The 24,944-nt window shown below is 61.6% G+C and carries 24 protein-coding genes and 1 pseudogene; 11 read left to right on the forward strand and 14 right to left on the reverse strand.

From position 1 onward, the window contains the following. Nucleotides 1-78: 78 nt before the first annotated feature. The 6 genes from FPZ08_RS19290 to FPZ08_RS19315 all read right to left on the reverse strand — a co-directional run bounded on the left by FPZ08_RS19290 (nucleotide 79) and on the right by FPZ08_RS19315 (nucleotide 5,950). Nucleotides 79-1,194, reverse strand: coding sequence for an ABC transporter ATP-binding protein (locus FPZ08_RS19290; protein WP_146291958.1), 1,116 nt, complete (start codon nucleotides 1,192-1,194; stop codon nucleotides 79-81). Beyond that, the gene (locus FPZ08_RS19295; RefSeq protein ID WP_246132722.1) at nucleotides 1,194-1,931 is read right to left on the reverse strand and encodes a tyrosine-protein phosphatase; all 738 of its coding nucleotides are present in this window, start codon (nucleotides 1,929-1,931) and stop codon (nucleotides 1,194-1,196) included. Before FPZ08_RS19295 ends, FPZ08_RS19290 begins: the two co-directional genes overlap by 1 nt. Beyond that, the gene (locus tag FPZ08_RS19300; protein WP_146291962.1) at nucleotides 1,931-2,806 is read right to left on the reverse strand and encodes a carbohydrate ABC transporter permease; all 876 of its coding nucleotides are present in this window, start codon (nucleotides 2,804-2,806) and stop codon (nucleotides 1,931-1,933) included. Before FPZ08_RS19300 ends, FPZ08_RS19295 begins: the two co-directional genes overlap by 1 nt. After that, on the reverse strand, nucleotides 2,796-3,617 hold the full coding sequence (locus FPZ08_RS19305) for a carbohydrate ABC transporter permease (RefSeq protein WP_246132723.1): 822 nt from the start codon (nucleotides 3,615-3,617) through the stop codon (nucleotides 2,796-2,798). The genes FPZ08_RS19300 and FPZ08_RS19305 overlap by 11 nt, the downstream gene beginning before the upstream one ends. 153 nt (nucleotides 3,618-3,770) lie before the next feature. Continuing rightward, nucleotides 3,771-5,060 carry an ABC transporter substrate-binding protein gene (locus tag FPZ08_RS19310; RefSeq protein WP_146291964.1) on the reverse strand — a complete coding sequence of 430 codons (1,290 nt, stop codon included), beginning with the start codon at nucleotides 5,058-5,060 and terminating at the stop codon, nucleotides 3,771-3,773. Between the two features lie 14 nt (nucleotides 5,061-5,074). Further along, nucleotides 5,075-5,950 carry a metallophosphoesterase gene (locus FPZ08_RS19315; protein ID WP_146291966.1) on the reverse strand — a complete coding sequence of 292 codons (876 nt, stop codon included), beginning with the start codon at nucleotides 5,948-5,950 and terminating at the stop codon, nucleotides 5,075-5,077. 149 nt (nucleotides 5,951-6,099) lie between these two features. Between FPZ08_RS19315 and FPZ08_RS19320 the strand changes: the two genes are divergently transcribed. Beyond that, a complete protein-coding gene (locus FPZ08_RS19320) occupies nucleotides 6,100-6,666 on the forward strand; it encodes a TetR/AcrR family transcriptional regulator (protein WP_146291968.1) in 567 nt (188 codons plus the stop codon). A gap of 5 nt (nucleotides 6,667-6,671) precedes the next feature. Here FPZ08_RS19320 and FPZ08_RS19325 read toward each other — a convergent pair whose 3' ends face one another. The 5 genes and pseudogenes from FPZ08_RS19325 to FPZ08_RS19340 form a co-directional block, all read right to left on the reverse strand. Beyond that, nucleotides 6,672-7,406 (reverse strand): tyrosine-protein phosphatase, encoded by a 735-nt coding sequence (locus FPZ08_RS19325; RefSeq protein ID WP_146291970.1) that lies wholly within the window; start codon nucleotides 7,404-7,406, stop codon nucleotides 6,672-6,674. A 56-nt stretch (nucleotides 7,407-7,462) separates the two neighbouring features. Next, complete coding sequence (locus tag FPZ08_RS19330; RefSeq protein ID WP_281285692.1) at nucleotides 7,463-8,290, reverse strand: extracellular solute-binding protein; 828 nt, start codon at nucleotides 8,288-8,290, stop codon at nucleotides 7,463-7,465. 136 nt (nucleotides 8,291-8,426) lie between these two features. Next, nucleotides 8,427-8,762 (reverse strand): annotated as a pseudogene (locus FPZ08_RS22700) (extracellular solute-binding protein); the annotation flags it as partial. 25 nt (nucleotides 8,763-8,787) lie between these two features. Further along, nucleotides 8,788-9,642: a metallophosphoesterase gene (locus FPZ08_RS19335; protein ID WP_146291972.1), complete on the reverse strand. Its 855-nt coding sequence runs from the start codon at nucleotides 9,640-9,642 to the stop codon at nucleotides 8,788-8,790. Nucleotides 9,643-9,686: 44 nt separating this feature from the next. Further along, entirely contained in the window at nucleotides 9,687-10,370 is a 684-nt protein-coding gene (locus FPZ08_RS19340; RefSeq protein WP_146291974.1) for a TetR family transcriptional regulator, read from the reverse strand. Nucleotides 10,371-10,818: 448 nt separating this feature from the next. Between FPZ08_RS19340 and FPZ08_RS19345 the strand changes: the two genes are divergently transcribed. From FPZ08_RS19345 to FPZ08_RS19355, 3 genes are all read left to right on the forward strand, one after another. Next, nucleotides 10,819-11,037, forward strand: coding sequence for a sugar-binding domain-containing protein (locus FPZ08_RS19345; RefSeq protein WP_186767085.1), 219 nt, complete (start codon nucleotides 10,819-10,821; stop codon nucleotides 11,035-11,037). A 446-nt stretch (nucleotides 11,038-11,483) separates the two neighbouring features. Then, nucleotides 11,484-12,077, forward strand: a complete 594-nt coding sequence (locus tag FPZ08_RS19350; RefSeq protein ID WP_146291978.1) for a hypothetical protein — start codon at nucleotides 11,484-11,486, stop codon at nucleotides 12,075-12,077. Between the two features lie 19 nt (nucleotides 12,078-12,096). After that, nucleotides 12,097-14,454, forward strand: coding sequence for an autotransporter family protein (locus FPZ08_RS19355; RefSeq protein ID WP_246132725.1), 2,358 nt, complete (start codon nucleotides 12,097-12,099; stop codon nucleotides 14,452-14,454). 118 nt (nucleotides 14,455-14,572) lie between these two features. On the opposite strand, the gene FPZ08_RS19360 is transcribed toward FPZ08_RS19355, so the two are convergent. Both FPZ08_RS19360 and FPZ08_RS19365 read right to left on the reverse strand, forming a co-directional pair. Continuing rightward, on the reverse strand, nucleotides 14,573-14,923 hold the full coding sequence (locus FPZ08_RS19360) for a cupin domain-containing protein (protein ID WP_146291982.1): 351 nt from the start codon (nucleotides 14,921-14,923) through the stop codon (nucleotides 14,573-14,575). Then, nucleotides 14,923-16,245, reverse strand: a complete 1,323-nt coding sequence (locus FPZ08_RS19365) for an NAD(P)/FAD-dependent oxidoreductase (RefSeq protein WP_186767086.1) — start codon at nucleotides 16,243-16,245, stop codon at nucleotides 14,923-14,925. The genes FPZ08_RS19360 and FPZ08_RS19365 overlap by 1 nt, the downstream gene beginning before the upstream one ends. A 143-nt stretch (nucleotides 16,246-16,388) precedes the next feature. On the opposite strand from FPZ08_RS19365, the gene FPZ08_RS19370 reads away from it, so the two are divergent. The 6 genes from FPZ08_RS19370 to FPZ08_RS19395 all read left to right on the forward strand — a co-directional run bounded on the left by FPZ08_RS19370 (nucleotide 16,389) and on the right by FPZ08_RS19395 (nucleotide 22,499). Then, a complete protein-coding gene (locus FPZ08_RS19370) occupies nucleotides 16,389-17,993 on the forward strand; it encodes an ABC transporter substrate-binding protein (protein WP_146291986.1) in 1,605 nt (534 codons plus the stop codon). Nucleotides 17,994-18,058: 65 nt separating this feature from the next. After that, entirely contained in the window at nucleotides 18,059-19,060 is a 1,002-nt protein-coding gene (locus FPZ08_RS19375) for an ABC transporter permease subunit (protein ID WP_146291987.1), read from the forward strand. 37 nt (nucleotides 19,061-19,097) lie between these two features. Further along, on the forward strand, nucleotides 19,098-19,988 hold the full coding sequence (locus FPZ08_RS19380; protein WP_425457612.1) for an ABC transporter permease subunit: 891 nt from the start codon (nucleotides 19,098-19,100) through the stop codon (nucleotides 19,986-19,988). Between the two features lie 3 nt (nucleotides 19,989-19,991). Next, the gene (locus FPZ08_RS19385) at nucleotides 19,992-20,831 is read left to right on the forward strand and encodes an ABC transporter ATP-binding protein (RefSeq protein ID WP_146291990.1); all 840 of its coding nucleotides are present in this window, start codon (nucleotides 19,992-19,994) and stop codon (nucleotides 20,829-20,831) included. Continuing rightward, a complete protein-coding gene (locus tag FPZ08_RS19390) occupies nucleotides 20,828-21,670 on the forward strand; it encodes an ABC transporter ATP-binding protein (RefSeq protein ID WP_146291992.1) in 843 nt (280 codons plus the stop codon). The genes FPZ08_RS19385 and FPZ08_RS19390 overlap by 4 nt, the downstream gene beginning before the upstream one ends. Nucleotides 21,671-21,698: 28 nt before the next feature. Then, nucleotides 21,699-22,499, forward strand: coding sequence for an IclR family transcriptional regulator (locus FPZ08_RS19395; RefSeq protein WP_146291994.1), 801 nt, complete (start codon nucleotides 21,699-21,701; stop codon nucleotides 22,497-22,499). A gap of 10 nt (nucleotides 22,500-22,509) precedes the next feature. On the opposite strand, the gene FPZ08_RS19400 is transcribed toward FPZ08_RS19395, so the two are convergent. Beyond that, nucleotides 22,510-23,457 carry a LysR family transcriptional regulator gene (locus FPZ08_RS19400; RefSeq protein WP_146291996.1) on the reverse strand — a complete coding sequence of 316 codons (948 nt, stop codon included), beginning with the start codon at nucleotides 23,455-23,457 and terminating at the stop codon, nucleotides 22,510-22,512. A gap of 105 nt (nucleotides 23,458-23,562) precedes the next feature. Between FPZ08_RS19400 and FPZ08_RS19405 the strand changes: the two genes are divergently transcribed. After that, entirely contained in the window at nucleotides 23,563-24,942 is a 1,380-nt protein-coding gene (locus tag FPZ08_RS19405; RefSeq protein WP_146291998.1) for an MmgE/PrpD family protein, read from the forward strand. The last annotated feature ends 2 nt before the right edge of the window (nucleotides 24,943-24,944 follow it).

Here is a 24,944-nt window from a genome sequence, read left to right on the forward strand (position 1 = left end):
GAATAGCAGCTGCCTACCGCGAGGACGTACTGCTCCGGACAGATCGTGCCGCCAATCATGCGTTGACGACAGGTGGCATTACGCGTCCTCGCGCTTCATGCTGCTCGTGGATACGGTCTTCATCGGTACATCGAGGCGCAGGCCGGATAGGCGATCGAAGCTCTGGATCAGTTGGGGTGGAAAGGTCAGCCACATTGTGTTGCCGTCGATTTTGTCATCGCCTGGCGGCAATACCACGGCGACTTCGCTGCCATCGAGGTTGCAATAGGCTACCCGCGAACCGCCCAGTTCTTCGACCAGATCGACAGTTGCCGGCAGGCCCTGTCCCTTCACAGCCGATAGCGCAATATTTTCGGGGCGGATACCTATGGTCAGCGTGGTGCCAGCGAGCAGGGTCGATTGTCCTATCGCCACGTCGTTGGCAATGCCGTCCAGCGTGACCTTGCCGCCCAGGCCAACGGTGGCTGGCAAAAGGTTCATCGCCGGCGCGCCCATGAAGCCGGCGACAAAGATCGAGGCGGGGCGGCGATAGACCTCGGCGGGCGAGCCGATCTGCTCGATACGGCCGGCATTCATGACGATCAGCGTATCGGCCAGGGTCATGGCCTCGACCTGGTCATGGGTCACGAAAATGGAAGTGGCGTTGAGGCGTTTGTGCAGGCGCTTGATCTCGATGCGCATCTGCACGCGCAGCAGGGCGTCGAGATTGGAGAGCGGTTCGTCGAACAGGAAGACATCGGGTTCGCGCACGATGGCCCGACCCATGGCAACACGCTGGCGCTGGCCGCCGGACAGTTGCGCCGGGCGGCGGTCGAGATAATCGGTGAGGTTGAGGATTTTGGCGGCGTGATCGACGCGCATGTCGCGCTCGGCAGCAGGAAGCCTGGCGAGGCGCAGCGGGTAGGAAATGTTCTGCCGCACTGTCATGTGCGGGTAGAGTGCGTAATTCTGGAACACCATGGCGCAGCCGCGGTCGGCCGGCTCGATGTCGTTCATCACGGTGCCGCCGATGGCGATGGTGCCCGCAGTGATGTCCTCGAGGCCGGCAATCATCCGCAGCAGGGTCGACTTGCCACAGCCCGAGGGGCCGACGATGACCACGAAATGGCCGTCGGGCAGGGCAACATCGATGCCATGTAGCACGGGCTTGCCGTCATAGGATTTCTTGACGTTGGTGATCGTGACATCGGCCATCAGAATTCTCCCACAAGGCGGTTGCGCAGGCGTTCGATCGTAATCGGTGTCAGTCCGATGCGCTCGATATAGGCAGCGATGGAGCCGAACTCGGCAGTGATGAAAGCAAGGGTGGCGGCCATGGTGGCGGGCTCGGAGGCCAGCAGGCGCTGGAAGCTCGCGGGGTCGGCGCCACGCGCCACGGCGCCAGCGGTGATGTCGGCGACGATCGGCGCGATGAGGCGTGCGGTCAGCGCATAGTCCTCGACGATGAGCGCGGGTTCCACGCCGGCAATCCCGAGCAACAGGGCGGCGACGATGCCAGTACGGTCCTTGCCGGCGGTGCAATGGAAGAGGACGGCACCGGGTGGGGCGTCGGCGATGATACGCAGCACCTGCGCCAGCGCGGGCTGCCGCCGCATAAGCGCGAGCTTGTAGAGTTCGAGCAATACGTCGCCCTCGTCCATCTGGGCAGGAGCCAGGCCATCGAGCAGGGAGATGTTGTGATAGATGACCGCAGTATGTCCGTTGAATGGATTGGGCTGATGGGTCAACTCATCGCCGTGCCGGAGATCGATGACGGTGGTGATGCCCGAGGCGAGCATCGTTTCTACCCCTTCCTCGTCGAGCCGGTGTAGGGCGTCGGCGCGGAGCAGGCGGCGCCAGCGGGTCTGGCCGCCGGATGTGGCATAGCCGCCTAGGTCGCGGACATTATAGGTGCCCTTGATGGGCAGGTGACGGGTGGGTGCGGGTTGCATCAACGGATTCCGGATTTCATGAAGGATTGGACGACCTGACGCTGCAGGACGATATAGATGACGAGAACCGGCAGGCTGGCCAGCGTGGAGGCAGCCATGAGCGGTCCCCATTGGTTGCCTTCGGCGGTCATGAACATCTGGATGCCGATCTGGACGACGCTGTTTTCGGCTGTGCGGCTGAGCAGCAGAGGCCAGAAATACTCGTTCCAGGTCGAAATGAAGATGAGGATGGCCAGCGAGGCGATGGTGCCGCGCAGGTTGGGCACCAATACCTCCCACAGGATGCGCCAGTTGCTGGCGCCATCCATGCGGGCGGCCTCGATAACTTCCCTGGGGAAACCGCGCATGGCCTGGGCCAGCAGCATGATGGCGAGCGCCGCGGCAATATTGGGCAGGATGAGCGCAAGCACGCTATCGAGCAGGCCCATTTGCGCGATCAGCAGGTAGTTGGGGATCATCACCACCTGGAAGGGGACCAACCAGGTGAGCGCCACGGCGGTATAGACCAGCTTGTCGAGCGGGAACCGCCAGCGGGCAAAGGCGAAAGCGGCCAGAATGCCGGTCAGCAATTGGAAAACGGTCGAAACCGCGGAGAAGACCAGGGTGTTGACCAGCATCCGTGCGATCGGGATGGCGTCGATGGCGCGGGTGTAGTTGTCGAGCGAGGGCTGGGTCGGCCAGAGGCTGGTTTCAAACAGCGTATTGGCCGGGCGGAAGGAACTGACCAGCATCCAGTAGACCGGAAACAGGCAGAAGATCGACAGCAGCACCATGAGCAGGTGGCCCGCGGCCGTGTTGAGGCCGGATTGGGTCGATATGCGACGCAGAGTGGCGGGCCGGGCCAGGGCCGGGCGGGCAAGAGCATCAGTTGTCATGGAAGGAATACCTGTCGATCAGGCGGAACAGCACAAAGGCCACGACGCCGAAGCCAAGGAAGAGAATGACCGCCGAGGCCGAGCCCCAACCCACCGACATGGTGGAGAAGCCAAAATCCCAGAGCAGGTAATAGATATTGGTAGTAGCCCCGAGCGGACCGCCCCCGGTCAGCACGTTGATATAGGTGAAGCTCCATTGCGCGCCGAGCAGGATGGTCATGACCACGAGGAACAGCACGGTGGAACTGAGCAGCGGCAGGCGGACGTCGCGGATGATTTCCCATTTGCCGGCGCCGTCCATGCGGGCGGCTTCGATCAGCGTCGGATTGATGTTGGCGTTGGCGGCCGAAAGGATGAGGGTGGAAAAGCCCATCAGCTTCCAGCCGGTAATGACGATGACGGTCCAGATGGCGACATCGGGATCGGAGAGAAACTTCACGGGATCGAGACCCATCCCCTTGATGGCCTGGTTGGTCAGGCCATAGCTGGGATCGAGCAGCCAGCGCCATACGGCGGCGGCTACGACCGGCGCGATGATCATCGGCACGAAGATAATGGCGCGGTAGATGTTGCGCCAGCGCTCGGGCAAGTCATGGGTATAGATGGCGATGGCCAGCGGAATGAGCACGGCCAGCGGCAGCAGGCCGAGAATATAGACGCCGGTATTGCGCAGGGCCTGCCAGAACTTGGGCAGGGCGAAAATGCGCTGGTAATTTTCCCAGCCGACAAAGATCTGCGGTGAGGTGGGCAGCATGTTCCACTGGTAGAAGCTGAGCCGCATGGCATCGACCAGCGGCCAGTAAATCCACACGACCAGCGTAATCAGGGCGGGGGCCAGGTAAAGCCAGGGAGTCCAGCGCGCGTTGCTGACGCGTCGCAGGCGGGTCGGGGGGTGGAAGCAACCGCCATGGCGCGGCTCCTATATGAGAGAGTGGCTGGCCCGCCCGCAGGCGGGCCAAGGGGATCAGGGCATCAAGGCCTGGGCATTGGCCTGGGCATCGGCCAGGGTGGCCGCGACATCGGCGCCGCCGAAGACCGACATTTCCACCGCGTCCATCATGGTCTTGCCGATCTGACGGTAGTTCGGGCCGGGCATCGGGTCCCAGGGCTCGAGACGATCGAGCTGCTCCAGATTGGGGGCAACCAGCGGATGCTCGGCGACCCAGCCGGCGAGATAGTCGGGATCGGTGACGATGGCCGGGCGCAGGGGCAGGTAGCCGATTTCCGAGGTGATGATGGTATAGCCATGCTCGGAGGTCAGGAACTTCATCAACTCCCAGGCGGCGCGTTGCTTGAGCGGGTCGGCGGTGTGGATGGTGAGGGCGCTGCCCGAATTGTTCGGGCGGGTCGGCTTGTCGCCGAAGCGCGGCATGGAGGACGAACGCAGCTCGTAATTGCCCTCGGCGCCGGCCACCAGCGAGCCCTGCAATGCGCTGGTCTGCAGGTACATGCCCAGATTGCCCGAGGCCATGCCGTCGATGGCGCCGGCAAAGTCGTAATTTTCGTAGACGCCGGCATCGTAGAGGTCGCGCAGCATGGTGACGGCCTCGACCGCTTCCGGCTCGGCGAATTTCAGCGTGGTGCGGTCGCGCGAGATCACTTCGCCATTGTTGGAGCGCACGACGCCCTGGAACAGCCAGTCGACTGCGCCCGGTCCGGTAATGCCTCCGGTAAAGCCTTCGGCGTCGGTCTTTTCCTCGATGGCGAGAGCCGCCGATTTGACGTCCGCCCAGGTCTGTGGCGGATTGTCCGGATCAAGGCCGGCCGCGCGGAAGAGGTCGGCATTGTAGAACAGGATCGGCGTCGAGAATGTATAGGCCAGGCCATAGGTCTTGCCGTTCAGCACGCCCAGCTTGGTGCCGTTGGGATGCATGCCTTCGAGATGGGCGGCGATTTCCTCGGCGGGGGCAATGTCTTCCAGCGCCCGGGCGCCGAAATTGGTCACCGAAAAGTCGAGATCGCTGAACACGGTCTGGACCAGGTCAACCGGCATGCCGGCGGCCAGGTCGGCCTGGATGCGGCTGCCGTCGGCGCTGGAATAGCCGATACCCTCGACGGTGACGTTCGGGTTGGCTTCCATGAATTCGTCGATCAGCTTCTGCGTGGCTTCGGCACCGAGGCCGGCAGTGGCCAGATTGTAATTGTAGAAGGTGATGGTGACGGGCTGGTCGAGGCTGGGCGCCATGGTCTGGGCGAGCACGGGAGCAGCCGTGGAGAGCGCCAGCAAGCTGGCAAGGATGGTCATGCGGAGCATGGTTGTGGTTCCTGTCATTCAGCAGCGGCGACGGCGGTGTCGGCTTCGTATTTCTTCAGCATCTCGGCCATGCCGGAGAAGGTGAAGCTGTGCAGTTCGCGACGGGTGGCCGCCTGCGGCGCGAAGGTGATGGTGAGACCCGAGGGCCGCACGGTGCCGATGGCGAAGGCGGCGCCTTCGAGCATGCGCAGGCCTTCATGCAGCCAGAGCACGTCGGTGGCGGCATGCTGGCCGATGCCGACAACGGCGGGGATGCCGTACCAGTTGGATACGCGGTCGTAGTGGATATGGCCCGAGAGGATGCCCAGCACGGTCTTGCCGGCGACGGCCTGGCGCAAGGCCTCGGTATCGGCGTAGGACAGCGATTCCCACTCCATGGTCGGGTTGTGCGTATCGAGCGCCGGCGCGTGGTGCATGACGAGCAGCTTGGGCAGCGCGGCATGGTTTTCGAGTTCGGCCTTGAGCCAGTCGAGCTGGCCCGGCTCGAACGAACCGCCGACCTTGTCGGGCACGCTGGAGTCGAGAACGATGACGTGGATGCCGGCAATGACTTCGGCATGGTCGTAAGGGGCATCGACATTGTCGGTGCGGCCGAGCATAGCCGGATAGAAGCCGTCGCGACGGTCGTGATTGCCCAGCGCATAGAGGACCGGCATGTCGAGGCCGGATTCCGCCACGATCGACTTGAGGTTTTCGTAGCTGCCCTGGTCGCCGCGGTTTGTCAGGTCGCCGCTGGCGACGATGAATTTGGGCTGAGGCACCAGCGTCTTGATGTCCGCCAGGATGCGCCGCAGCGTCGTCGTGGTGTCGGAGAAAAGATGATCATCCTGCACGGCGGTATTACCGACATGCAGGTCGGTCAGATGGATGAAAGTGACGGGGTCGGACATGGGCGCTCTCCTTGCTCTGGTGGGGTCCAGCGGCAAAATTTTCGCTGTAACTCTTTGTGGCGCATAAGTTTTGTTACAAACATCTTGTGTGGCGCCTTCGTTAGGGTTAGCTTCCCTCCATGACAGGTGAATGAAGGTTCATTCAGTTTATGGATGTTGTCCTCGACAAGCGTGAGCGCATACTAGCAGCGGCCGCACGGCTCATCGTTCGCAACGGCTTGCAGTGCTCCATGGCCGCGATCGCCGAAGAGGCAAGCGTGGCCACCGGCTCGCTCTACAATTACTTCGACTCCAAGGAAGCGCTGGTGCTGGGCGTCTATACGCGCGTCACGGCATTGATGACCGAGAGCCTCGTGACCCCGTCCGGCGGGGATAGCGGCGAAGAGCCGGTGCGCCGCTATATCGAGAGCTATATCGACTTCATCTGGGAGGATCCCGACCGGGCGCGGCTGTTCGATTATCTCGACAATAATCCACTGATTACCCTGAGGGACGCCAAGGCCATTTTCGGCGCCTTCGTCGAGCACGGCATCGCCATGATCGAGGCGGCGCAGGCTGCGGGTGTGGTTCGAGCAGGCCCGCCGACCATGATCATGAGCTTCATGCGCGGGTCCATCCGCAATACGCTGAAGCGCCGGCGCATGACCGAGACCAGGCTGACAGATGCCGACCGACAGCTTGTGGCCGCCATGTGCTGGGCCGCCATCGCCGCCTGAGGCGGCTAGGCACATAGGCGGTCGGCCAGCAGGGCCACCTCGGAGCGCGTCAGCCCGATTCCAGCAAGGTAGGCGTCGATGCCACCATGAGCGATGTCGAGATGGTCGAGCATGACCAGCATGGTCGCAGCATCGCTGGCAAGCACGCGCTCGACATGTTCGGGCCGGCCGCCAGCTGAAAGCGCGCGCTCACGTAACTGGCCGATCAGGTCGTCCGCTGCGGCGGTGAGCGCATAGTCGGCGACGATGTCGGCGCGACCGACGCCGGAAATCAGCAGCAAGAGCGCGGCAATGATGCCGGTGCGATCCTTGCCCGCCGTGCAGTGGAACAGGACGATGCCGCGCGGCGCGGCGATGACGGCGCGCAGCACCTCGGCGAGTTGCGGGCGGCATTTATCCAGGGCGTCGCAATAGCGCCGCGCCATGTCGAAGGGCACCGCGCTCATGGCGATGGGCGCCAGGGCGTCAAACAAGGCGATGTTGCGGTAGGCGACCGTGGCGTGCTCGCGAAAAGGATGCGACGTAAGACTGGTCTCATGCGGCCCGCGCAGGTCGATGACCAGCGTCAGGCCATCCTCGACCAGTCGAGCGATGCTGTCGTCGCGCAGGGGATGCAGGGCCTCGCCCCGCAGGATGCGACGCCATTGTGTAGCGCCGCCGGTGATGCGGGCATAGCCGCCCAGATCGCGGATATTGTGGGTGTCGGGCAAGGGCCAGTGACGCATCGCCGCCATGGTCATGGCTGCCTCCGTTCAGTCGAAAGAGATGGGCGCGGCACGGCCGCGCCCGGTCGGCATCAGGGCATCAGGCCCTGGGCATTGTCCTGGGCGAAGCTCAGCACTTCGGAGACATCGCCTTCACCAAGCACGGCTTCGACGACTGCCTCCTTCATCATGGCCTCGGCCTGGCGGTAGTTGGGGCCGGGGAAGGCAACATTGGGAGTGAGCCGAGACAGCTGTTCCAGGTTCGGACGGATCAGCGGATGGGTTTCGGTCCACGGACCGAGAAAATCCGGATCGTCGACGATATCGAGGCGCAGCGGCAGGTAGCCGATCTTGCTGGTGATGATGGTGTAGCCGTATTTCGAGGTGAGGAACTTCATCAGCTCATAGGAGGCGCGCTGCTTGACCGGGGCCTTGGAGAAGCTGAACAGGGCGCTGCCCGAATTGGTCGGGGTGGTCGGTTTGTCAGCGAAGCTCGGCATGGCGGCGACGCGCAGCTCCCAATTGCCTTCGGCAGCGGTCGAAAGGGCGTTCTGCAAGGCGCTGGTATAGAGATACATGCCCAACTGGCCGCTCAGCATGGCATCGTTGGCGCCGGCAGGGTCGATCCGGGCATGCGCGCCGCTATCGACCATGTCGCGCAGCATCCGCACCGCTTCGATGCCTTCGGGATTGGCGAAGGTCAGGGTGTTGCCGTCGCGGACATTGCCGCCATTGGACATCAGGATGGCCTGATAGACGAAGGTGCCATCGGCCGGGCCATAGGCGCCGGGGAAGAAGCCTTCGGCATCGGTCTTTTCGACGATGGCTTCGGCCGCGGTCTTTACCTCGGCCCAGGTCTTGGGCGGATTGTCGGGGTCGAGACCGGCAGCACGGAACAGGTCTGCGTTGTAATAGAGGATCGGGGTCGAGAAAGTGTAGGCAAGGCCATAGGTCTTGCCGTCGACCTTGCCGAGATCGAGGCCGCGGGGGGATCATGCCGTCGGTCAGCTCGGCATAGCCGTCCGAGCCGGCCATGTCTTCCAGGGCATTGGCGCCCAGGTCGCTGGCGACGTAGATTAGGTCGCGAAACACCAGTTGGGCCAGGTCGGGCTGCTGGCCAGCGGCCATATCGGCCTGCAGACGCGTTCCGATCTCGTTGGACGGCACGCCGATGGTCTCGACCGTGATATTGGGGTTTTCTTCCTCGAACCTGGCCAACAGTTCGCGTGTGGCGTCGGCGCCAGCGCTCGCGGTGGCGAGGTTGTAATTGTAGAAGGTGATGGTCACCGGTTCGGTGATGTCATCGGCCATTTGGGCGAAGGCCATGCCGGAAAGGGCGGTAAAGCCCAAGCCGGCGGCGGCCAGCAGCTTGATGAAATTGCGTTTGATCATCGGTGGGGTCCTTGGAGTTGGGAGATCAGCCTGCGGCGGCGTCGGCCAGGGCAGCTTCCTGCTTTTGACGGAGGAGCTTGAGGTCGTAGCGATTGAGTTCGGCTCGGGTCTGGGGCAGGGGCACCAGAGCCATGGTGAGGCCGGAGCGGCGGATGGTACCGATGCCGAACGAGGCGCCTTCCACCATGCGCAGCACATCGGTGGTGAGAATGTCGGTGGCGGCATGCTGGCCCATGCCGACGATGACCGGAATGCCGTGCCACACCGAGAAGCGGTCGTGGTGGATATGGCCGGAGAGAATGCCCACCACATTGCGGCCCCTGAGCAGAGCCGCGAGCTGCTGGGACTGATTGAACTCGATAGTTCGCCAATGGTCCCAGGGCGGGGTATCGCCAAGCGCTGGGGCGTGATGGGCGACGATCAGCTTGGGCAGATCGGCATGGCTGTCGAGCGCGGCTTCGAGCCAGGCGAACTGTTCGGGCTCGATACTGCCTCCGATCTGGCCGGGCGTGGTGGTATCGAGGGTGATGACATGCACCGCTTCGATGACCTGCTCGTGATCGTAGGGCAGGTCGAGGGCTTGGGTCTGGCCGAGCATGCCCTCGTAGAAACCAGCGCGGGTGTCATGGTTGCCGATGGCATAGACCACGGGCAGGTCGGTGGCGGCCATGATGGCCTTCAGCTGGCGGTAGCTGTCGGCGTCGCCGCGATTGGTCAGGTCGCCGCTGGCAATGATGAATTTGGGCGCCTGGTCCATGCTGGCGATCAACTCGAGCACCCGGGCCAGCGTCCTGGACGTGTCGCTGAACAGATGGTCGTCAGCGACGGCGGGGTTGCCGACATGCAGGTCGGTGATATGGATGAAACTGGTCTCGGCCATGGGTCGTGCTCCGTTGCTGGAGCATGGCCTAGGCCCCTACCGTCTCAGCGACGTGACGAGTTTGGAACAACGTTTGAATTGGTCGAAGGTGGTGTGGTGAACATCGGTGTCGTCGCCGCGACGACCTGTTCAAGCACGATCAGGGGATCGTCCAGGTTCAGCGCATGGCTGGTCAATTCGTCGGTACGGCGCCGGTTACGCGTCATCTGCGAGCGAACGCCCAGCAGGCAGGAGATGCGGAAGCCGATATCCACGTCGCTGAGCCAGGGCGCAATCGTTCGGAAGTGCGGAATGAACACGCGGTGATGATCGATGTCTTCGATCATGGGGCGGAATATCTCGGGGTGTTCGCTGGACTGGGCCAGGTTGGTCATGTGTCGCAGCACGTTATAGCTGGATGCTCGATCGAGGCTCCAGCGGATGGACGGGCCGACCATGGCGACGATAAGGTCTTCGATGCTTGCAGGTGCCGGATGCGCCCGCTGTACCGCCGCCTGCAGCATTGCCAGTCGCTCGGCGTTCAGCTTCATATAGACCCGCTCGGCCACTGAAAAGATCAGTTGCTCGACACTTCCAAAATGATAGCTGACTGCACTGACCGCAGCGCCCGCCCGCCGCGCAATGCTCCGGACAGTAACTTCGTCTGGGTGATCAGCAGCATTGAGCAGCGCCTCGCACGCAGCCTGCAGCTTCTCTGCCGTGACGCTCTTGTTGGTTTCCCGCCGCACGCGCAGAACATGGCACCAGGGTCGTGACAGCCGTGTGAACCCCGGCGTTTCCCGTTTAGATTATTCGTCGGCGGAATACAGGCTTGCCAATGTCCCGGGGCGACATCCACGCAGCTGGCAAACGCGAATTTCTGCTGGCTCCACGCTGCACGAGACCATGCAATTCATGCCCCCCGAGTGCGCCCCAAAATGGAAGTGCATTCCAGGATGGTGGTCCGATCCAAGGCGCGGAGATCAACACCTTTGAAATCGTGCGCGGCTTTGCCAAGGTGTTTTCGGCAGATTGCCGCTACTTCGTAGCCCCAATCTATGCAGATTCGCCCGAATCCCGCGTGGCCATCATTTCCCAGCCGCCGCACATTCGAGTCCATCTGCAATGTCGATCTGGCCTATCTTAGCGTCGGTGACGTTTCCGATCGCTCTCTGCAGGTGCGCTATGGCCTGCCCGATGGCATCGATAGCCGAGCTTATCGCCCATGGCGCGGTTGGCGACCTGGCCGGCCATTTCCTCAATGCGCGGGGCGTGCCGCTGGATCGCACGATCAACCGCCAAGCATTGGCCCCCGAGCTTTTCAGTCTCTCGAAGATACGTCACCGGCTCGTGGTTGGCGGGGCGCCTACAAAGGTACCTATCGTGTCGGCCATATTGGCGACGGCTAGAGGGTAGGAGGGAAATCACCTATTGATTTCAATGAAATAGGTGTTCGCAGTTCTGTTCTGACCGGCGCGCCATTTCGCTAGCTATCAGTTGCGCGGCATCCGTTCTGCCTGCAGCCGGTCTACATTGCGCCCCATACCGGTCGTTCCGACTGACATTGGAACTCGCCGAAAGCTGACCGTCTGCCGGCGCCAAACTGGGTGGAGAGCAGACTGGCAGCTTCCGGCAGATAGGCAAGCATTGCAGACGCTGTGTACGTGCGGGGGCTCGGGTCGACTGACCACCCCAATCGTCGACATCGCCTTGGCAGTATGGATTTTGGGTTGGCGAAGTTACTACCTCCATCCGCAGCAGTTTCAAACGCTTAGCCCTCGGCGATACAGGGGATTAGTGGATAATTAAGCATCATATTCGCAACATCGGGCATTACTTGATTTCATTTCAGTCCGGTCGCCATGCAGGGAAGCCGTTTTTTCCGAACAGTTTTGCCGTCCCGCCGGTCTCTGCTCCTGTCGGCGGCGCCCTTCGTCGTGGCGCTGGCGGCGCTCTCGCCGGCATCGGCGCAAGTCTTCATTGGCGGGGACAGCACGCCGTTAAATCCTGCGCTCGTCGACGGCAGCGTCGACCTGGAGATTGGTGTGAACGGTTCGGGTGACCTGACCATTCTCAATGGCGGCGTATTGACCAATAATACAAGTTACGTCGGCAACGATGTGGGGGGCATCGGCGTCGCAATGGTCTCGGGCCAGGACTCGCGATGGAACAATCTGGGCGACGTTGTCATCGGGCAGTATGGCAATGGAACGCTCGATATTCTTGCCGGCGGGTTCGTCAGCGGGGAGACAGGCTATATAGGCGCTAGTCCGGGCGGCATCGGTGTCGTGACGGTTTCAGGCGAGGATGGCTCAGGCAATGCTTCCGCCTGGTCTCTTCAGCAAGGTCTGAACATCGGACAGGAGGGGGACAGGTACGCTGAACGTCGCACAGGGCGGTCGCGTCACGACCGTCGGCCGAATCAGCGTTGGTTCCTGGGGAACAGGCAATATTGAGCTTTCCGATAGCGCCACGGTGTCGAGCGATGACGCCATCATTGGCGTCGTCGGTTATGGAGAAGCCCTCCTGACATCGGGCGCGGCCTGGACCGTGGCGGAACAGTTCACGGTCGGTCTGGTCGCCCAAGGCGTTCTGCGCATTGAAGACGGCGCCAGCCTGACCAGCAACCAGGGCTATGTGGGTGCCAATGCCGGTGGCGACGGCAATGTGACTGTCACCGGGGGCGCGAGCTGGGAGATAACCAGCTTTAATCTCAACCTCGGCAATTACGGCGTTGGGGAGATGACCATCGAAGATGGCGCGCGGGTTTACGCCAATAGCGGCGTCGATCTCGGCATATCGGATGTGACGGCCAGCGGCACGCTGAATGTACTGGGCACGCCGGGTGCGCGCGGGGTGCTGGAAACCAGTGGTTTCCAGGGCGGCATAGGCACCGCAAATGTCACCCTGGATGGCGGCATTGTTCGCGCCATCTACGACAACACGAATTTTTTCAGCAATTACGGTGCCCAGCAGGTCACCCTCGACGCCGGCGGCGGTATCATCGACACCAATGGGCACGATATCGGCATCGCCCCCGTCATGACCGGGACGGGCAGCCTGACCAAGGAAGGGCTGGGCACGCTGACTCTCACCGGCGCCAACACGTATGGCGGTGGCACGACGATCGCGGCCGGCACTTTGCAACTGGGCAATGGCGGCACGAGCGGCAGCATTTTGGGCAATGTCGCCAATAGCGGCGTCCTGGCTTTCAATCGCTCGGACGCGGTGACCTTTGGCGGGACGGTCAGCGGGACGGGTGGCGTTTGGCAGGTCGGCACCGGGCAGACCACGCTCAGCGCCAATAGTGCAGCCCTGTCGGGCGTCTCCAGGGTCTATGACGGCATTCTTTCGGTCGATGGCACGCTTGGCGGATCGTTCGAGGCCATAGGCGGACGATTGCAGGGCATCGGCCAGGTGGGGGCGACGACGAATTTTGCCGGTGGCACCATCGCCCCGGGCAATTCGATCGGCACGCTGACCGTGGCCGGCAATTATCTCGGCAATGGCGGTACGCTCGAAATCGAAACGGTGCTGGGCGACGACAGTTCGGCCACCGACCTGCTGGTCGTGACCGGCGACACGGCCGGCAGCACCAATGTTCGCGTCATCAATCTCGGCGGCCTCGGCGCACAGACCACTGAAGGCATCAGGATCGTCGATGTCGGTGGCGTTTCCGGCGGCGATTTCACGCTTCTGGGGCATTATGCCTTCGAAGGAGCGCCCGCCATTGTCGCCGGCGCCTATGCCTATCGTCTTCATCAGGGCGGCGTCAGCACGCCCGCCGACGGTGACTGGTACCTGCGGTCGGCCCTGGTCAATGGCACGACCCCGACCGGGCCGCTATATCAGGCCGGCGCCCCGATTTACGAGGCCTATGCGACGGCACTGCAGAGCTTCAACGACCTCGAAACCTTGCAGCAGCGCGTCGGCAACCGGTCCTGGACGGGTGGTGGGGTCGAAGCGGGCGCTGTGCCCGAAGCGGCCGACCCCAATAGCGGCATCTGGGGCCGCATTGTCGGCCACCACGCCAGTCTCGCCCCCCGGTTCACCACGACCGGCGCGGACATCGATGTCGGCACCTGGCAATTGCAGGCCGGTGCCGACCGGCCACTCTATTCGCACGAGCAGGGCACTCTGGTCGGCGGGGTTTCAGCGCGATACGGCACCATTGCGGGCGACGTCACTTCGATGTTCGGAAACGGTTCGATCAGCAGCACCGGCTATGGCCTGGGCGGAACGCTGACTTGGTATGGTTCGGGCGGCTTTTACCTCGACGCCCAGGCGAACGTGACCTGGTATGACAGCGCGCTCTCTTCCGCCACCGCGGCAACCAGCCTGGTTTCGGGCAATAATGGCTTCGGTTACGCCCTCGGCGTCGAAGCCGGCCAGCGGATCGCGCTGGCGCCGAACTGGTCGATCACGCCACAGGCGCAGCTAACCTATTCCGATGTCCGCCATGATGGCTTTACCGACGCCTATGGTGCCGCTGTTTCGCTGGTCGAAAGCAATGACCTCAATATCCGGCTGGGCCTTTCGGCCGACTACCAGGATAGCTGGACCGATGCGTCCGGCGAGACCAGCCGTCTCCATGCCTATGGCATCGCCAATCTCTATTACGACGTTCTGCCGGACAGCAGGACCGACCTTGCCGGGGTGGAACTGGTAAACACCCAGGACAACCTCTGGGGCGGCCTCGGGATCGGCGGCACCTATGCCTGGGGCGACGATAAATACGCCATCCACGGCCAGGGCAGCGCCAATACAAGCCTCGTCAATTTCGGCAACAGCGTCAGCCTTGCCGGCACGGCCGGGCTCACCGTCAGATTTTAGGGCGTTTCAGGAATCCAGGGCATCCAGCCCGGCCCCTCGGTGATGATCGAACAGCCGGCCGAGGTTACAAGCCATAGATTTTTGGGCCTTTCGCAGATTACGAAAGGCCCAAGCATTTTTATCGGACGACCACGAAAATCTTCCGAATTGTCTCGATCGTTTTCCAACGTCCGGTAAAGCCGGGATTGAGGACGAAATTGTCGCCTGCGCGGTAGGTTGCGGTCTGGTCGCTCCCGTCGGGGGTGATCTCAGCAACCCCCTCAAGGATATGGCAGAACTCAAAGGCTTCGCCTTTAATCGATTTGTAGGTGCCGGGCGTTGCTTCCCATACACCGACTTCGACATTGCCTTTGGCTTGCGCCTGCAACCAGGAGGTGAAGAGCGGATTGCCTTCGATGAGGCGGTCAGCTGCGGGTGCGCCGGCTACGCCTTCAGTTGTCGGCCTGGTCTCGATCGTCTGTATTAGCATTAGTGTCCACTCTGTCGGTTATGCTTGCGAACACCCCATGCACGGTCGATATCGTCGCGCATGCGGTAATAGCTTCCCACCATCGGCAGGAACCAGGTATCGCCATTGTAAAAGGGCAGGCCCGGGAAACGGTGTTTCTCAAAGGCACAGCTGTAGTCGCGCGCCTGGGCAACTTTCCGGGCAGTCTGGTAGCCTAGATAGGTCATCATCGAGATGCCGCTGCCATTGCAGCCCATGCAGTAATGCAGGCCGTCGATCTTGCCCATGTGAGCGGTCGCGTCGAGCGTAAAGCCCAGCAAGCCGGACCACGCATAGCTGACCTTGACGCCCTCGATCTGTGGAAAGCGCTCCACCATTGCCCTCTGCAGCAGCATGCCGATCTTTTCTTCACCGACCTGCGTGAAACGCGCGCGGCCCCCGAAAATAACGCGCGTCCCGTCGGGCGAAGGTCGGTAATAGTAGAGCACGCGCTTGCTGTCGGAGATCATCTTTCCCTTTGGAAACAGCTCCTTCATCGTGCTTTCGGGCAGCTTTTCGCTGGCGATGATATGGCTGGCAACAGGGATGATGCGCTTGCTGAGCGCCGGGGTGACCGCCGAAGTATAGCCATTGGTGGCGACAATGACGTCATCCACCAGGCATGCGCCGGCCGAGGTGGTCACCTTCCATAGCTTGCCCTGCTGCTCCAGCTTGGTCACCGGCGTGTTCGAGATGAACTGAACGCCGCGGCGCAGGCAGGCCTCGATAAGCCCTTTCACGTAAAGGGCCGGCTGGATCGTGGCACCGTCATCGGTGACCATGCCGCCGAAATAATAGTCGCTGCCCACCTCGCTGCGCTGCTCTTCGCGTGACAGAACATAACTGTTCGTCGCAGTCGTCGAATTGAGCTCGGCAGCGCGTTTGCGCATATCTTCGTAGTGGCGGGGCGTGGCGGCGCCGACAAACCGGCCGGCATGGCGCAGCTTGCAGTCGATATTTTCTTCTTCGATGAGCTTGAGGACCAGGGGGAAGGCCTGGGCCGCATCAGTGCGAAGTTCGCGGATGACACTGCTCGGCAGGGTCTGCTTGCCGGTGAAGCTCTTGCCGATGCCGAGCGCCGCGCCCACGCCGCCGCCATTGCGCGAGCTGGCGCCCCAGCCGATCTCCCTGGCGTCGACCACCACAACCTGAACGTTCCGCTTCGAGAGCTCCAGCGCTGCCGAGAGCCCCGCAAAGCCCGAACCGATGATCAGCACCGGGGCGCGAGCCGGCAACTCGCCTTCGCTGCGCAGGGGCGCGAAGTCTTCCCACCAGTAGCACCGGGCCTGAAAATCGTCTGCCAAGACGCTGTCTACCATTTTCTCCCTCGCAGGGTTGACAACAAAACGTCGCAATGCGCTATCTGCTATCGTAATGCGATTGTTTCTAACGCATATCGATAACTTTTCGAGTGCGCAATAGGGAGTGGTATTGGATGAAAAAGGGAATGGGCCGCTTGACGGCGGCTTTGGTGCTTTCGGTCACGACAGCGGGACTGGCCCATGCATCGGTGCTCACCATGTGTACCGAGGGCAGTCCGGAGATTTTCAATCCCCAACTGTCGAACAATGGGGTGACCGCCAACGTCCTGAGCCAGATTTACGATAATCTGGTTTCGGTTCGGCAGTCGGACCTCTCGATCGAAGCCGCGCTGGCTGAATCCTGGGATGTCTCCGAGGACGGCAAGACCTATACCTTCCACCTTCGCAAAGGGGTGAACTGGCAGTCCAATGCCGACTTCACGCCAACCCGCGAATTCAATGCTGACGACGTGATCTTCAGCTTCGGCCGCATGATGGACCCCTCCCACCCGTTCCACGAAGTGAGCGGCGGCGCCTATATCGGCTTCATCAACAAGCTGGGAGACAATCTCGAAAGCGTTGAGCGAATTGACGACTATACCGTCTCGTTCACCCTCAAGCGCCGCGATGCGACCTTCCTCGGCGTCATGGCTTTCCAGCCGATGGGCATTATTTCGGCGGAATACGGCGCCGCGATGCAGGCCGTCAATTCCATGGAAAAGGTCGATCGCCAGCCTATCGGCACGGGTCCTTTCCAGCTCGAGCATTTCCAGCAGGATGCGCAGGTGCGCCTCAAGGCGTTCCATGAAACCTGGGGCGAAGCTGCAGGCCGCGCGGACAAGTCACCCCTCGTGGACACTGTCGTGATGCTGATCACCCCCGACGCCTCCACCCGCGTCCAGCGGGCCCTGGCCGGGGAATGTCATATCGCCCTTTACCCCAACCTTGCCGATGCGGACATCATCCGTGGCAGCGACAAGGTCGACCTAGTCGAAACCGAAACGGCGTCCACTGGTTTCCTGACCTTCAACTTCCGCGACGAGCGCTATCAGGATGCGCGCGTACGCGAGGCACTGACGATCGGTCTGGACATCGAGCGCCTTACCGATGTCGTTTACCAGGGCATGGCCCAGCCGACCGTGGCGATCATCCCCAACACGTTCTGGGGGCACAACGCCGATCTCGAAGTGCCCTCCTATGATCCGGAACGCGCCAAGACGCTGCTCGCCGAGGCCGGTTTTGCCGATGGTTTCGAGACCGATGTATGGGCGCTCCCCGTCGTCCGGCCCTATATGCCGAACGGCCGCCGCGCTGCTGAGATCATCCAGGAGGACTGGAGCAAGCTCGGCGTGAAGGTCAACATCGTCACCTATGAATGGGCCGAGTATATCGAGCGCGCCCGCAATGGCGAAGGCCAGGTCGCTATGTTCGGCGGCATCTGGGACTATCCCGATCCGAGCCAGATTCCCAACAGCTACCTGTCTTGCGATATCAACGGCAAGCCGAGCCCGTCCAATATCGGTGCCTGGTGCAATGACGAGTATAATTCGATCCTGCGTCAGGCTTCCGAGTCCACCGATCAGGTCGAGCGCGAAGCTCTCTACAAGGAACTGCAGGCCGTATTCGCACGCGAAAAGCCGGCGATCGCCTTCGCCTCTTCGCCGACGCTGACGGTCATCTCCAACTCTGTAGATGGCTATCATCCGGCATCGGTCGGCACGTCCTCGCTGGCCGGCGTGAGCCTCAAATAATATCGATGCCCTCCGGCGCTTGCGCTGGAGGGCATGTTTTCCTTCAGGCACGGAATTCAAGGCAGATGGTCATCAATATCCTTCGCAAGCTTGTGGTGCTGATCCCCACATTCATCGGTGTGACCATTGCGGCATTTCTGTTCATCCGCCTGCTGCCGGGCGATCCCATACTGATGATGTCCGGCGAGCGTGCGCTGAGCCCCGAACAGCATGCGGAACTGTCGCACAAGCTGGGCTTCGACCAGCCGCTTTTCATGCAATATCTGAACTACCTCACCGGCGTGCTGCATGGGGATTTCGGAACGTCGATCTCGAGCCGGGAACCGGTTCTCACCATTTTCTTCAAACTGTTTCCCGCCACGCTCGAACTGGCAGTCTGCGCGCTGGCGATTGCTGTTCTGCTCGGCATTCCATTCGGCATCTTTGCCGCCATGAAGAAGGGGTCCATGTGGGACCAAGCGGTCATGGGAACGGCCCTGGTAGGGTATTCAATGCCCATCTTCTGGTGGGGTCTTCTGCTCATCGTGGTATTTTCCGGCATGCTGGGCTGGACGCCGGTGTCCGGGCGGCTGGCGGCGCTCTACTATTTTCCGCAGGTCACTGGCTTCATGGTCATCGACGCTGCGATATCCGGACAGGATGGCGCGCTCGGCTCGGCCCTGAGCCACCTCATATTGCCCTCGATCGTCCTGGGCACGATCCCTCTTGCCGTCATCGCGCGCCAGACACGATCCGCCATGCTCGAAGTGCTGGGCGAAGACTATGTCCGGACCGCCCGCGCAAAAGGGCTCAACACCTACAGGGTCATCGCTATTCACGCGCTGCGCAATGCGTTGATCCCGGTCATCACCACGGTCGGCCTGCAGCTTGGTGTCCTGCTCGGGGGCGCCATCCTCACCGAGACGATTTTTTCCTGGCCTGGCATCGGCAAGTGGTTGGTGGATTCGGTTTCGCGCCGTGACTACCCGGTTATCCAGGGCGCCCTGCTGATCATCTCCATGCTGGTCATGGCGGTGAACCTGATCGTCGACGTTCTTTATCGTCTCGCAAACCCACGCCTTCGCTAGCACGGTGAGCAAAATGACAATGTCGCAAGGTTCTTCCATGCCGATAGTGGCGACGGCCCAGGTCAAGCAGGCCTGGGGCCTCGACTTCTGGTTCTATTTCTCCCGGAATCGCGGCGCCGTTCTCGGCCTGGTGATTTTTTGCGCCCTGACGCTGATAGCGATTTTTGCGCCTCTCATCGCGCCCTACACTGCCAACGAGCAGTTCAGGGATGCGGTGCTGCTGCCGCCGTCGTGGCAGACGGGCGGCCGGGCCGAGTTCTTGCTGGGCACCGATCCCATCGGGCGTGACCTGCTATCGCGCCTGATCCACGGCACCCGGTATTCCCTGATGATCGGTCTGGTCGTCAGCGCCTTGTCCTTCACCGGAGGCGTCGTGATCGGCGTCGTTGCCGGTTACTGCCGTGGCTGGGTGGACACCATGGTCATGCGCATCATGGACGTCATCCTGGCATTCCCCTCTTTGCTGCTGGCGCTGGTTCTGGTGGCGGTACTGGGCCCTGGCCTGTTCAATGCCATGATTGCCATCGCCATCGTTTCCCAGCCCCATTTCGTCCGACTGGCCCGCGCTGCCGTAATCGCCGAAAAGGACAAGGACTATGTCATTGGCGCCAAGGTCGCGGGGGCAGGGCACCTCTATCTGATGTTCCGCACGATCCTGCCCAACTGCCTCTCTCCGCTGATCGTGCAGGCGACACTGTCGTTCTCCAGCGGCATTCTCGATGCGGCGGCTCTGGGCTTTCTGGGCATGGGGGCGCAGGCACCGACGCCGGAATGGGGCACCATGCTCGCCGAGGCGCGTGAATTCATCCTGCGCGCCTGGTGGGTCGTGACCTTGCCTGGCCTGGCCATTCTGATCACCGTTCTTTCGATCAACCTGGTGGGCGATGGCCTGCGTGATGCTCTCGATCCCAAGCTCAAGAGATCATAAGCCATGGTTTTGCTTTCAATAGAAAATCTCGTTGTCGAGTTCCCGGCCAGCACGGGATGGTTCCGTGCGGTGGATGGCGTATCCATGTCGGTGAATGAGGGAGAAATCCTGGCCATCGTGGGGGAGTCAGGGTCGGGCAAGTCCGTCTCCATGCTGGCAGTTATGGGCCTGCTTCCGCCCGCTGCAAGGGTTTCTGCCGATAGGCTGGAATTCGACGGCAAGGATTTGCGCAGTCTCTCGGCACGTGAGCGCAGCAAGATCATCGGTCGTGAGATTTCCATGATCTTTCAGGAACCGATCGCCAGCCTCAATCCGTCATTCACCGTCGGCTATCAGATCGATGAAGTGCTCAAGGCCCATACAAGTCTTTTAGGGCGGGAGCGGCGCGAACGGGTACTCGAACTGCTGGCAGACGTCGGGATTCCGGATCCGGCTGTGAAGCGGGATTCATACCCGCACCAGCTCTCCGGTGGCCAATGCCAGCGCGTGATGATTGCCATGGCCGTGGCCTGCAAGCCAAAGCTGCTGCTGGCGGATGAGCCGACGACCGCTCTTGATGTCACCATCCAGCGCCAGATTCTGGATTTGCTCATGCAGCTGCGAAGGGAAACCGGTCTGGGCCTCGTATTGATAACGCACAATCTTGGCGTGGTTGCCGCAACGGCCGATCGCGTCGTGGTCCAGTATGATGGGCGCAAGATGGAGGAGGGCGACGTGGTCTCCATATTCGAGTCGCCCAGGCACGAATATACGCGCGCGCTTCTGGCTGCGCTGCCGGAACGCGCCATGGGCGGCCGTCTGCCCTCGGTCGCTGATGGTCTGGCGATGGAGCAGGCGCAATGACGCAGGCTGCATTCGAGGCCCGTGCGCTGGTTCGAGATTACGGCTCCACTGGCGGCTTCTGGGGACGTTCCCTGCCGTTACGCGCGCTGAAGGGCGTTTCCCTCCGCGTCGAGAAGGGAAAGACCCTGGCGATCGTGGGTGAGTCAGGCTGCGGCAAGTCGACATTGGCCCGCATTGTCACGCTCATCGATGAGCCCACCAGTGGCGAGTTGTTTCTCGATGGCACCAGCATCAGCAAGTCGGACCTGAAGCGCGACAAGGGGCTGCGTAAGGAAATACAGATCGTTTTCCAGAACCCCTATGGCTCGCTCAATCCGCGCCAGACGGTAGGAAAACTCCTCGAAGAACCCTTGCTGTTCAATACCAGGATGTCGGCGCAGGACAGGCAGGACGCCGTATATGAGATGCTGCGCAAGGTTGGCCTGAAAGAAGAACACTACGGCCGCTACCCGCACATGTTTTCGGGCGGGCAGCGCCAGCGCATAGCCATCGCCCGAGCGCTCATGTTAAAGCCGCGCCTGCTGGTTTTGGACGAACCGGTTTCTGCACTGGATTTGTCTGTCCAGGCCCAGGTTTTGAATCTGCTTTCTGATCTCCAGAAAGATATGGGACTAACCTATATTTTCATCAGCCATGATTTGTCCGTGGTCCGCCATTTGGCGCACGAAGTCATGGTGATGTACAAGGGCGAAGTGGTCGAGGAGGGGCCCGTGGACACAGTCTTTGACAGGCCCCAGGCGGACTACACGCGGAAACTGCTTGCCGCGACGCCAACGACAGACCTTGCTGCCATCAAGGCGCGGATTGCGGCCCAGGCAAATCTGATGGCGCAGAAATAGTTCAAAACCGCTTGGAGAGTGCACGAACGTGACCGCCCTTGAGCATGATACCTTCGCGCCAAAAGACGACGGCCTTTTTGTTGCATCGCTGGCAAAGGGCTTTCGCGTTCTGGAAAGCTTCCACGGGCGTCGACGCAGGTTGACTCTCAAGGAGATTGCCGAACTTGCGCAAATCGGCATGAGTGCCACCCAGCGCGCGGTCTCAACGCTGACAACACTGGGCTATCTGGCCAAAGACGAGCAGACGCGGACCTACCGCCTCACGCCGAAGACCCTGGCCTTGTGCTGGGAATATCTCTCCAACTCCGATCTGCATGATGTTGCCCTGCCCATAATCCGTGGGTTGGCAGAGAGATTTGGCGAGACAGTCAATCTCTCCGAGCGGCTGAACAATGAGCTTGTCGTCGTGGGGCGCGCGCCCGGCCGTCATGCGGTTCCCGTCAATGTCGGCATCGGCACGCGCTATCCTTTGGTCAGCACTGCGCCGGGCCTTGCCATCCTGGCCTATAGCGATCCCACGGCGACGAAAGAGTTCATCGATACGACGACGATTATTCCCTGGACCAAGCACACGATCACCAGCAAGGCGGAAGTTCTGGCCGAGATCGACAGGATCCGAGTGAATGGCTTTGCCGTCGGCAGCCAGCTCATGCATGATGGCCATGTGTCGATTGCTGCGCCAATTCTCGACAGCTTCTCCGGCAGCGCCATCGCCGCAATCAATCTTTCTGCCTATTTGGAGCGCTGGACTCAAATCGACGTGATGTCGACACTGGTTCCTGCAGTCAGAGAAGCTGCAAATTCGATTAGCGCAATGCTCAGGCATTAGCTGCGCCGACCTAAATGGTTCGATCAGGGAATTCGTCACCGCGCTGGCTGATGGAGTTCCAAAATTTTTCGACAATGGGCCGTTCGCGCCGCGCCCGGCGATAGAGGCGGACTTCGACGCTGAGCTGCCAACGCTCGCTGCCCGCGGGCAGCAATGTTCCCTTGGCCAATTGCTCGCCGATACGGTTCTGCGGCATCCAACTGACGCCATTGCCGTGGATCAGCAGGCCCAACAGGTTCTCGCCATTGGTGCCGGCAAAGGCCCGGACCGTGGGGGGATGCAGGCGCTCGATCAGCAGATCCACCATATGACCAATATAGGAACCGGGCAGCCGCGCCAGATAGGGCATGGGCTCGATCCCTTCCCGGTCGAGGCTGAAGAGCGGCTCGCGCCCATTGGCATTGGGGGCGCTAACCGGGATGATCTGCTCGAGCCCCAATACGCGGAAATCGAACTCGGGTCGGTCGAAGACCGTCGGGATTTCGGGGGAGCAGTAGCTGAGGAAGAAATCGACCTGCCCCTGCTGCAGCGCGATGCCGTCTTCGCTCCAACTGCGCGAAGAGAGCATTAGCGGGATGATCTCCGGCATCAGCGCCTTCTTGCGGGTGATCCATTGTGGATAGAAGGACTGGGCAAGGCTGCTGGCCGACGAGAACATGACCTCATTCTGGCCCTTGCCCTCGAGTTGTGCCGCATTTTCCAGCGCCAGGCGCACGCTTTCGACAATGGCCTCGCTGTCCCGATAGAGCTGTTCGCCCAAGGGTGTCAGTGTTACCGGCAAATGCTTGCGCTGCACCAATTCGCCACCAAACACCTGCTCCAGCGAGCGGATACGCTTAGAAAAAGCTGACTGGCTGATGCTGCGCCGCCGTGCGGACAGGCTGAAACTACGCGTCTCCACGAGGGTGCGGAAATCCTCGATCCAGTTCAGGTCCATGCCGAGTTTGGGTCCGTCCATGCACTTTTTGGAATAACACTATTCCATATATGGGTTGGAACCCAGGTGCAAACCCACGCTAGGCTTTTCTCCAAGCTGCATTCCACCGGAGAAAAAGTTCTACCAATGCCCGCCTCGACCGAAATGGCCGCTCCCAGCAATGTCAGCGAAATCATACCGATGGCCGACTATGCCGCCAGGGCTCTGTCTCTCGCGCTACCGGACGCCGTGGTCGAAAAAGCCAAGCACCATATCCTCGATACGCTCTGCGCCATGATTACCGGGGTGCATCTGGACGTGGGCAAGATGGCGCTCTCCTATTCGCAGACGCTGGGCGCGGTCGAAGGCGCCAGTGTCGTGGGCAGTCCGCGCCTGCTGCATCCGGCCGACGCGGCCATGATCAACGGCATCATCGCCCATGCCGACGAGACCGATGACAGCCATCCCGCCGCCATCGGGCATCCCGGTTGCGCCATCGTGCCGGCGGCGCTGGCAGCGGCCGAGCATAATGGCCGCTCGGGCGCTGACTTCCTCAAGGCGGTGGTGCTGGGCTACGACTATTATGCCCGCATGAACCTGGCGCTGGGGCCCAACCATATCTATGCCCGCGGCCACGGTCCCTATTCCATCGGCGGTAGCTGGGGCGCGGCCGCGGCGGCGGGCGCGCTTTATGGCATCGACCGGGAGCGGCTGCGCTATGTCTTCTCAAACGTCGCGCAGCAGACCTCTGGCATTGCCACCTGGATGCGCGATGTCGACCACATGGAAAAGGCCTTCCACTTCGGCGGCCTACCGGCGCGCAATGGCGTCGCTGCCGCCTCGATGATCGCCCATGGCTTCAACGGCACCGACGACGTCATGCATGGCCGCGGCAATTTCATGGATGCATTCTCCGACGCGCCGCAGCGCGCGCTTCTCGCCGACGGGCTGGGGTCGCGCTTCGAAATCATGCTGACCAATATCAAGAAATGGTGCGTCGGCTCGCCCATCCAGGCGGCCCTGGATTCCCTCGAATATCTCATGGAACACGAAGGCGTCAGCCGGGACAATGTGATCTCGATGGAGGCTCTTTTGCCCAGCCACGTGGTCGATGTGGTTGAGGATCGTGGTGTTCCCGACATCAATTGCCGGCACTGCCTCGCCCTGATGCTGGTCGATGACGGCTTCGGCTTCCATGCCTCGCACGATTATTCCCGCCTCACCGATCCAGCGGTCGTGGCGATGAAGGCCAAAATCGCCCTTCTGCCCTCCGACGAGCTGGCCGAGGCCAAGCCGATCCGCCAGGCCATCGTGCGGGCGCGGCTTGCCGACGGCCGTCAGGTCGAGCGGCGGACTTATGCGGTCAGGGGCGTGGTGGAACATCCCATGGAACGCCCGGACATCATCCGCAAGGCGCGCGACCTGGTTGGCCCGATCCTGGGCGAGCGAACCAATACCCTCATCGAAACCGTCTTCGGGCTTGAGGACATCCCGGATATCCGGACCCTCCGGCTTTTCCTCCAATAGAT

Source organism: Devosia ginsengisoli (assembly GCF_007859655.1).
GTDB classification, from domain to species: domain Bacteria; phylum Pseudomonadota; class Alphaproteobacteria; order Rhizobiales; family Devosiaceae; genus Devosia; species Devosia ginsengisoli.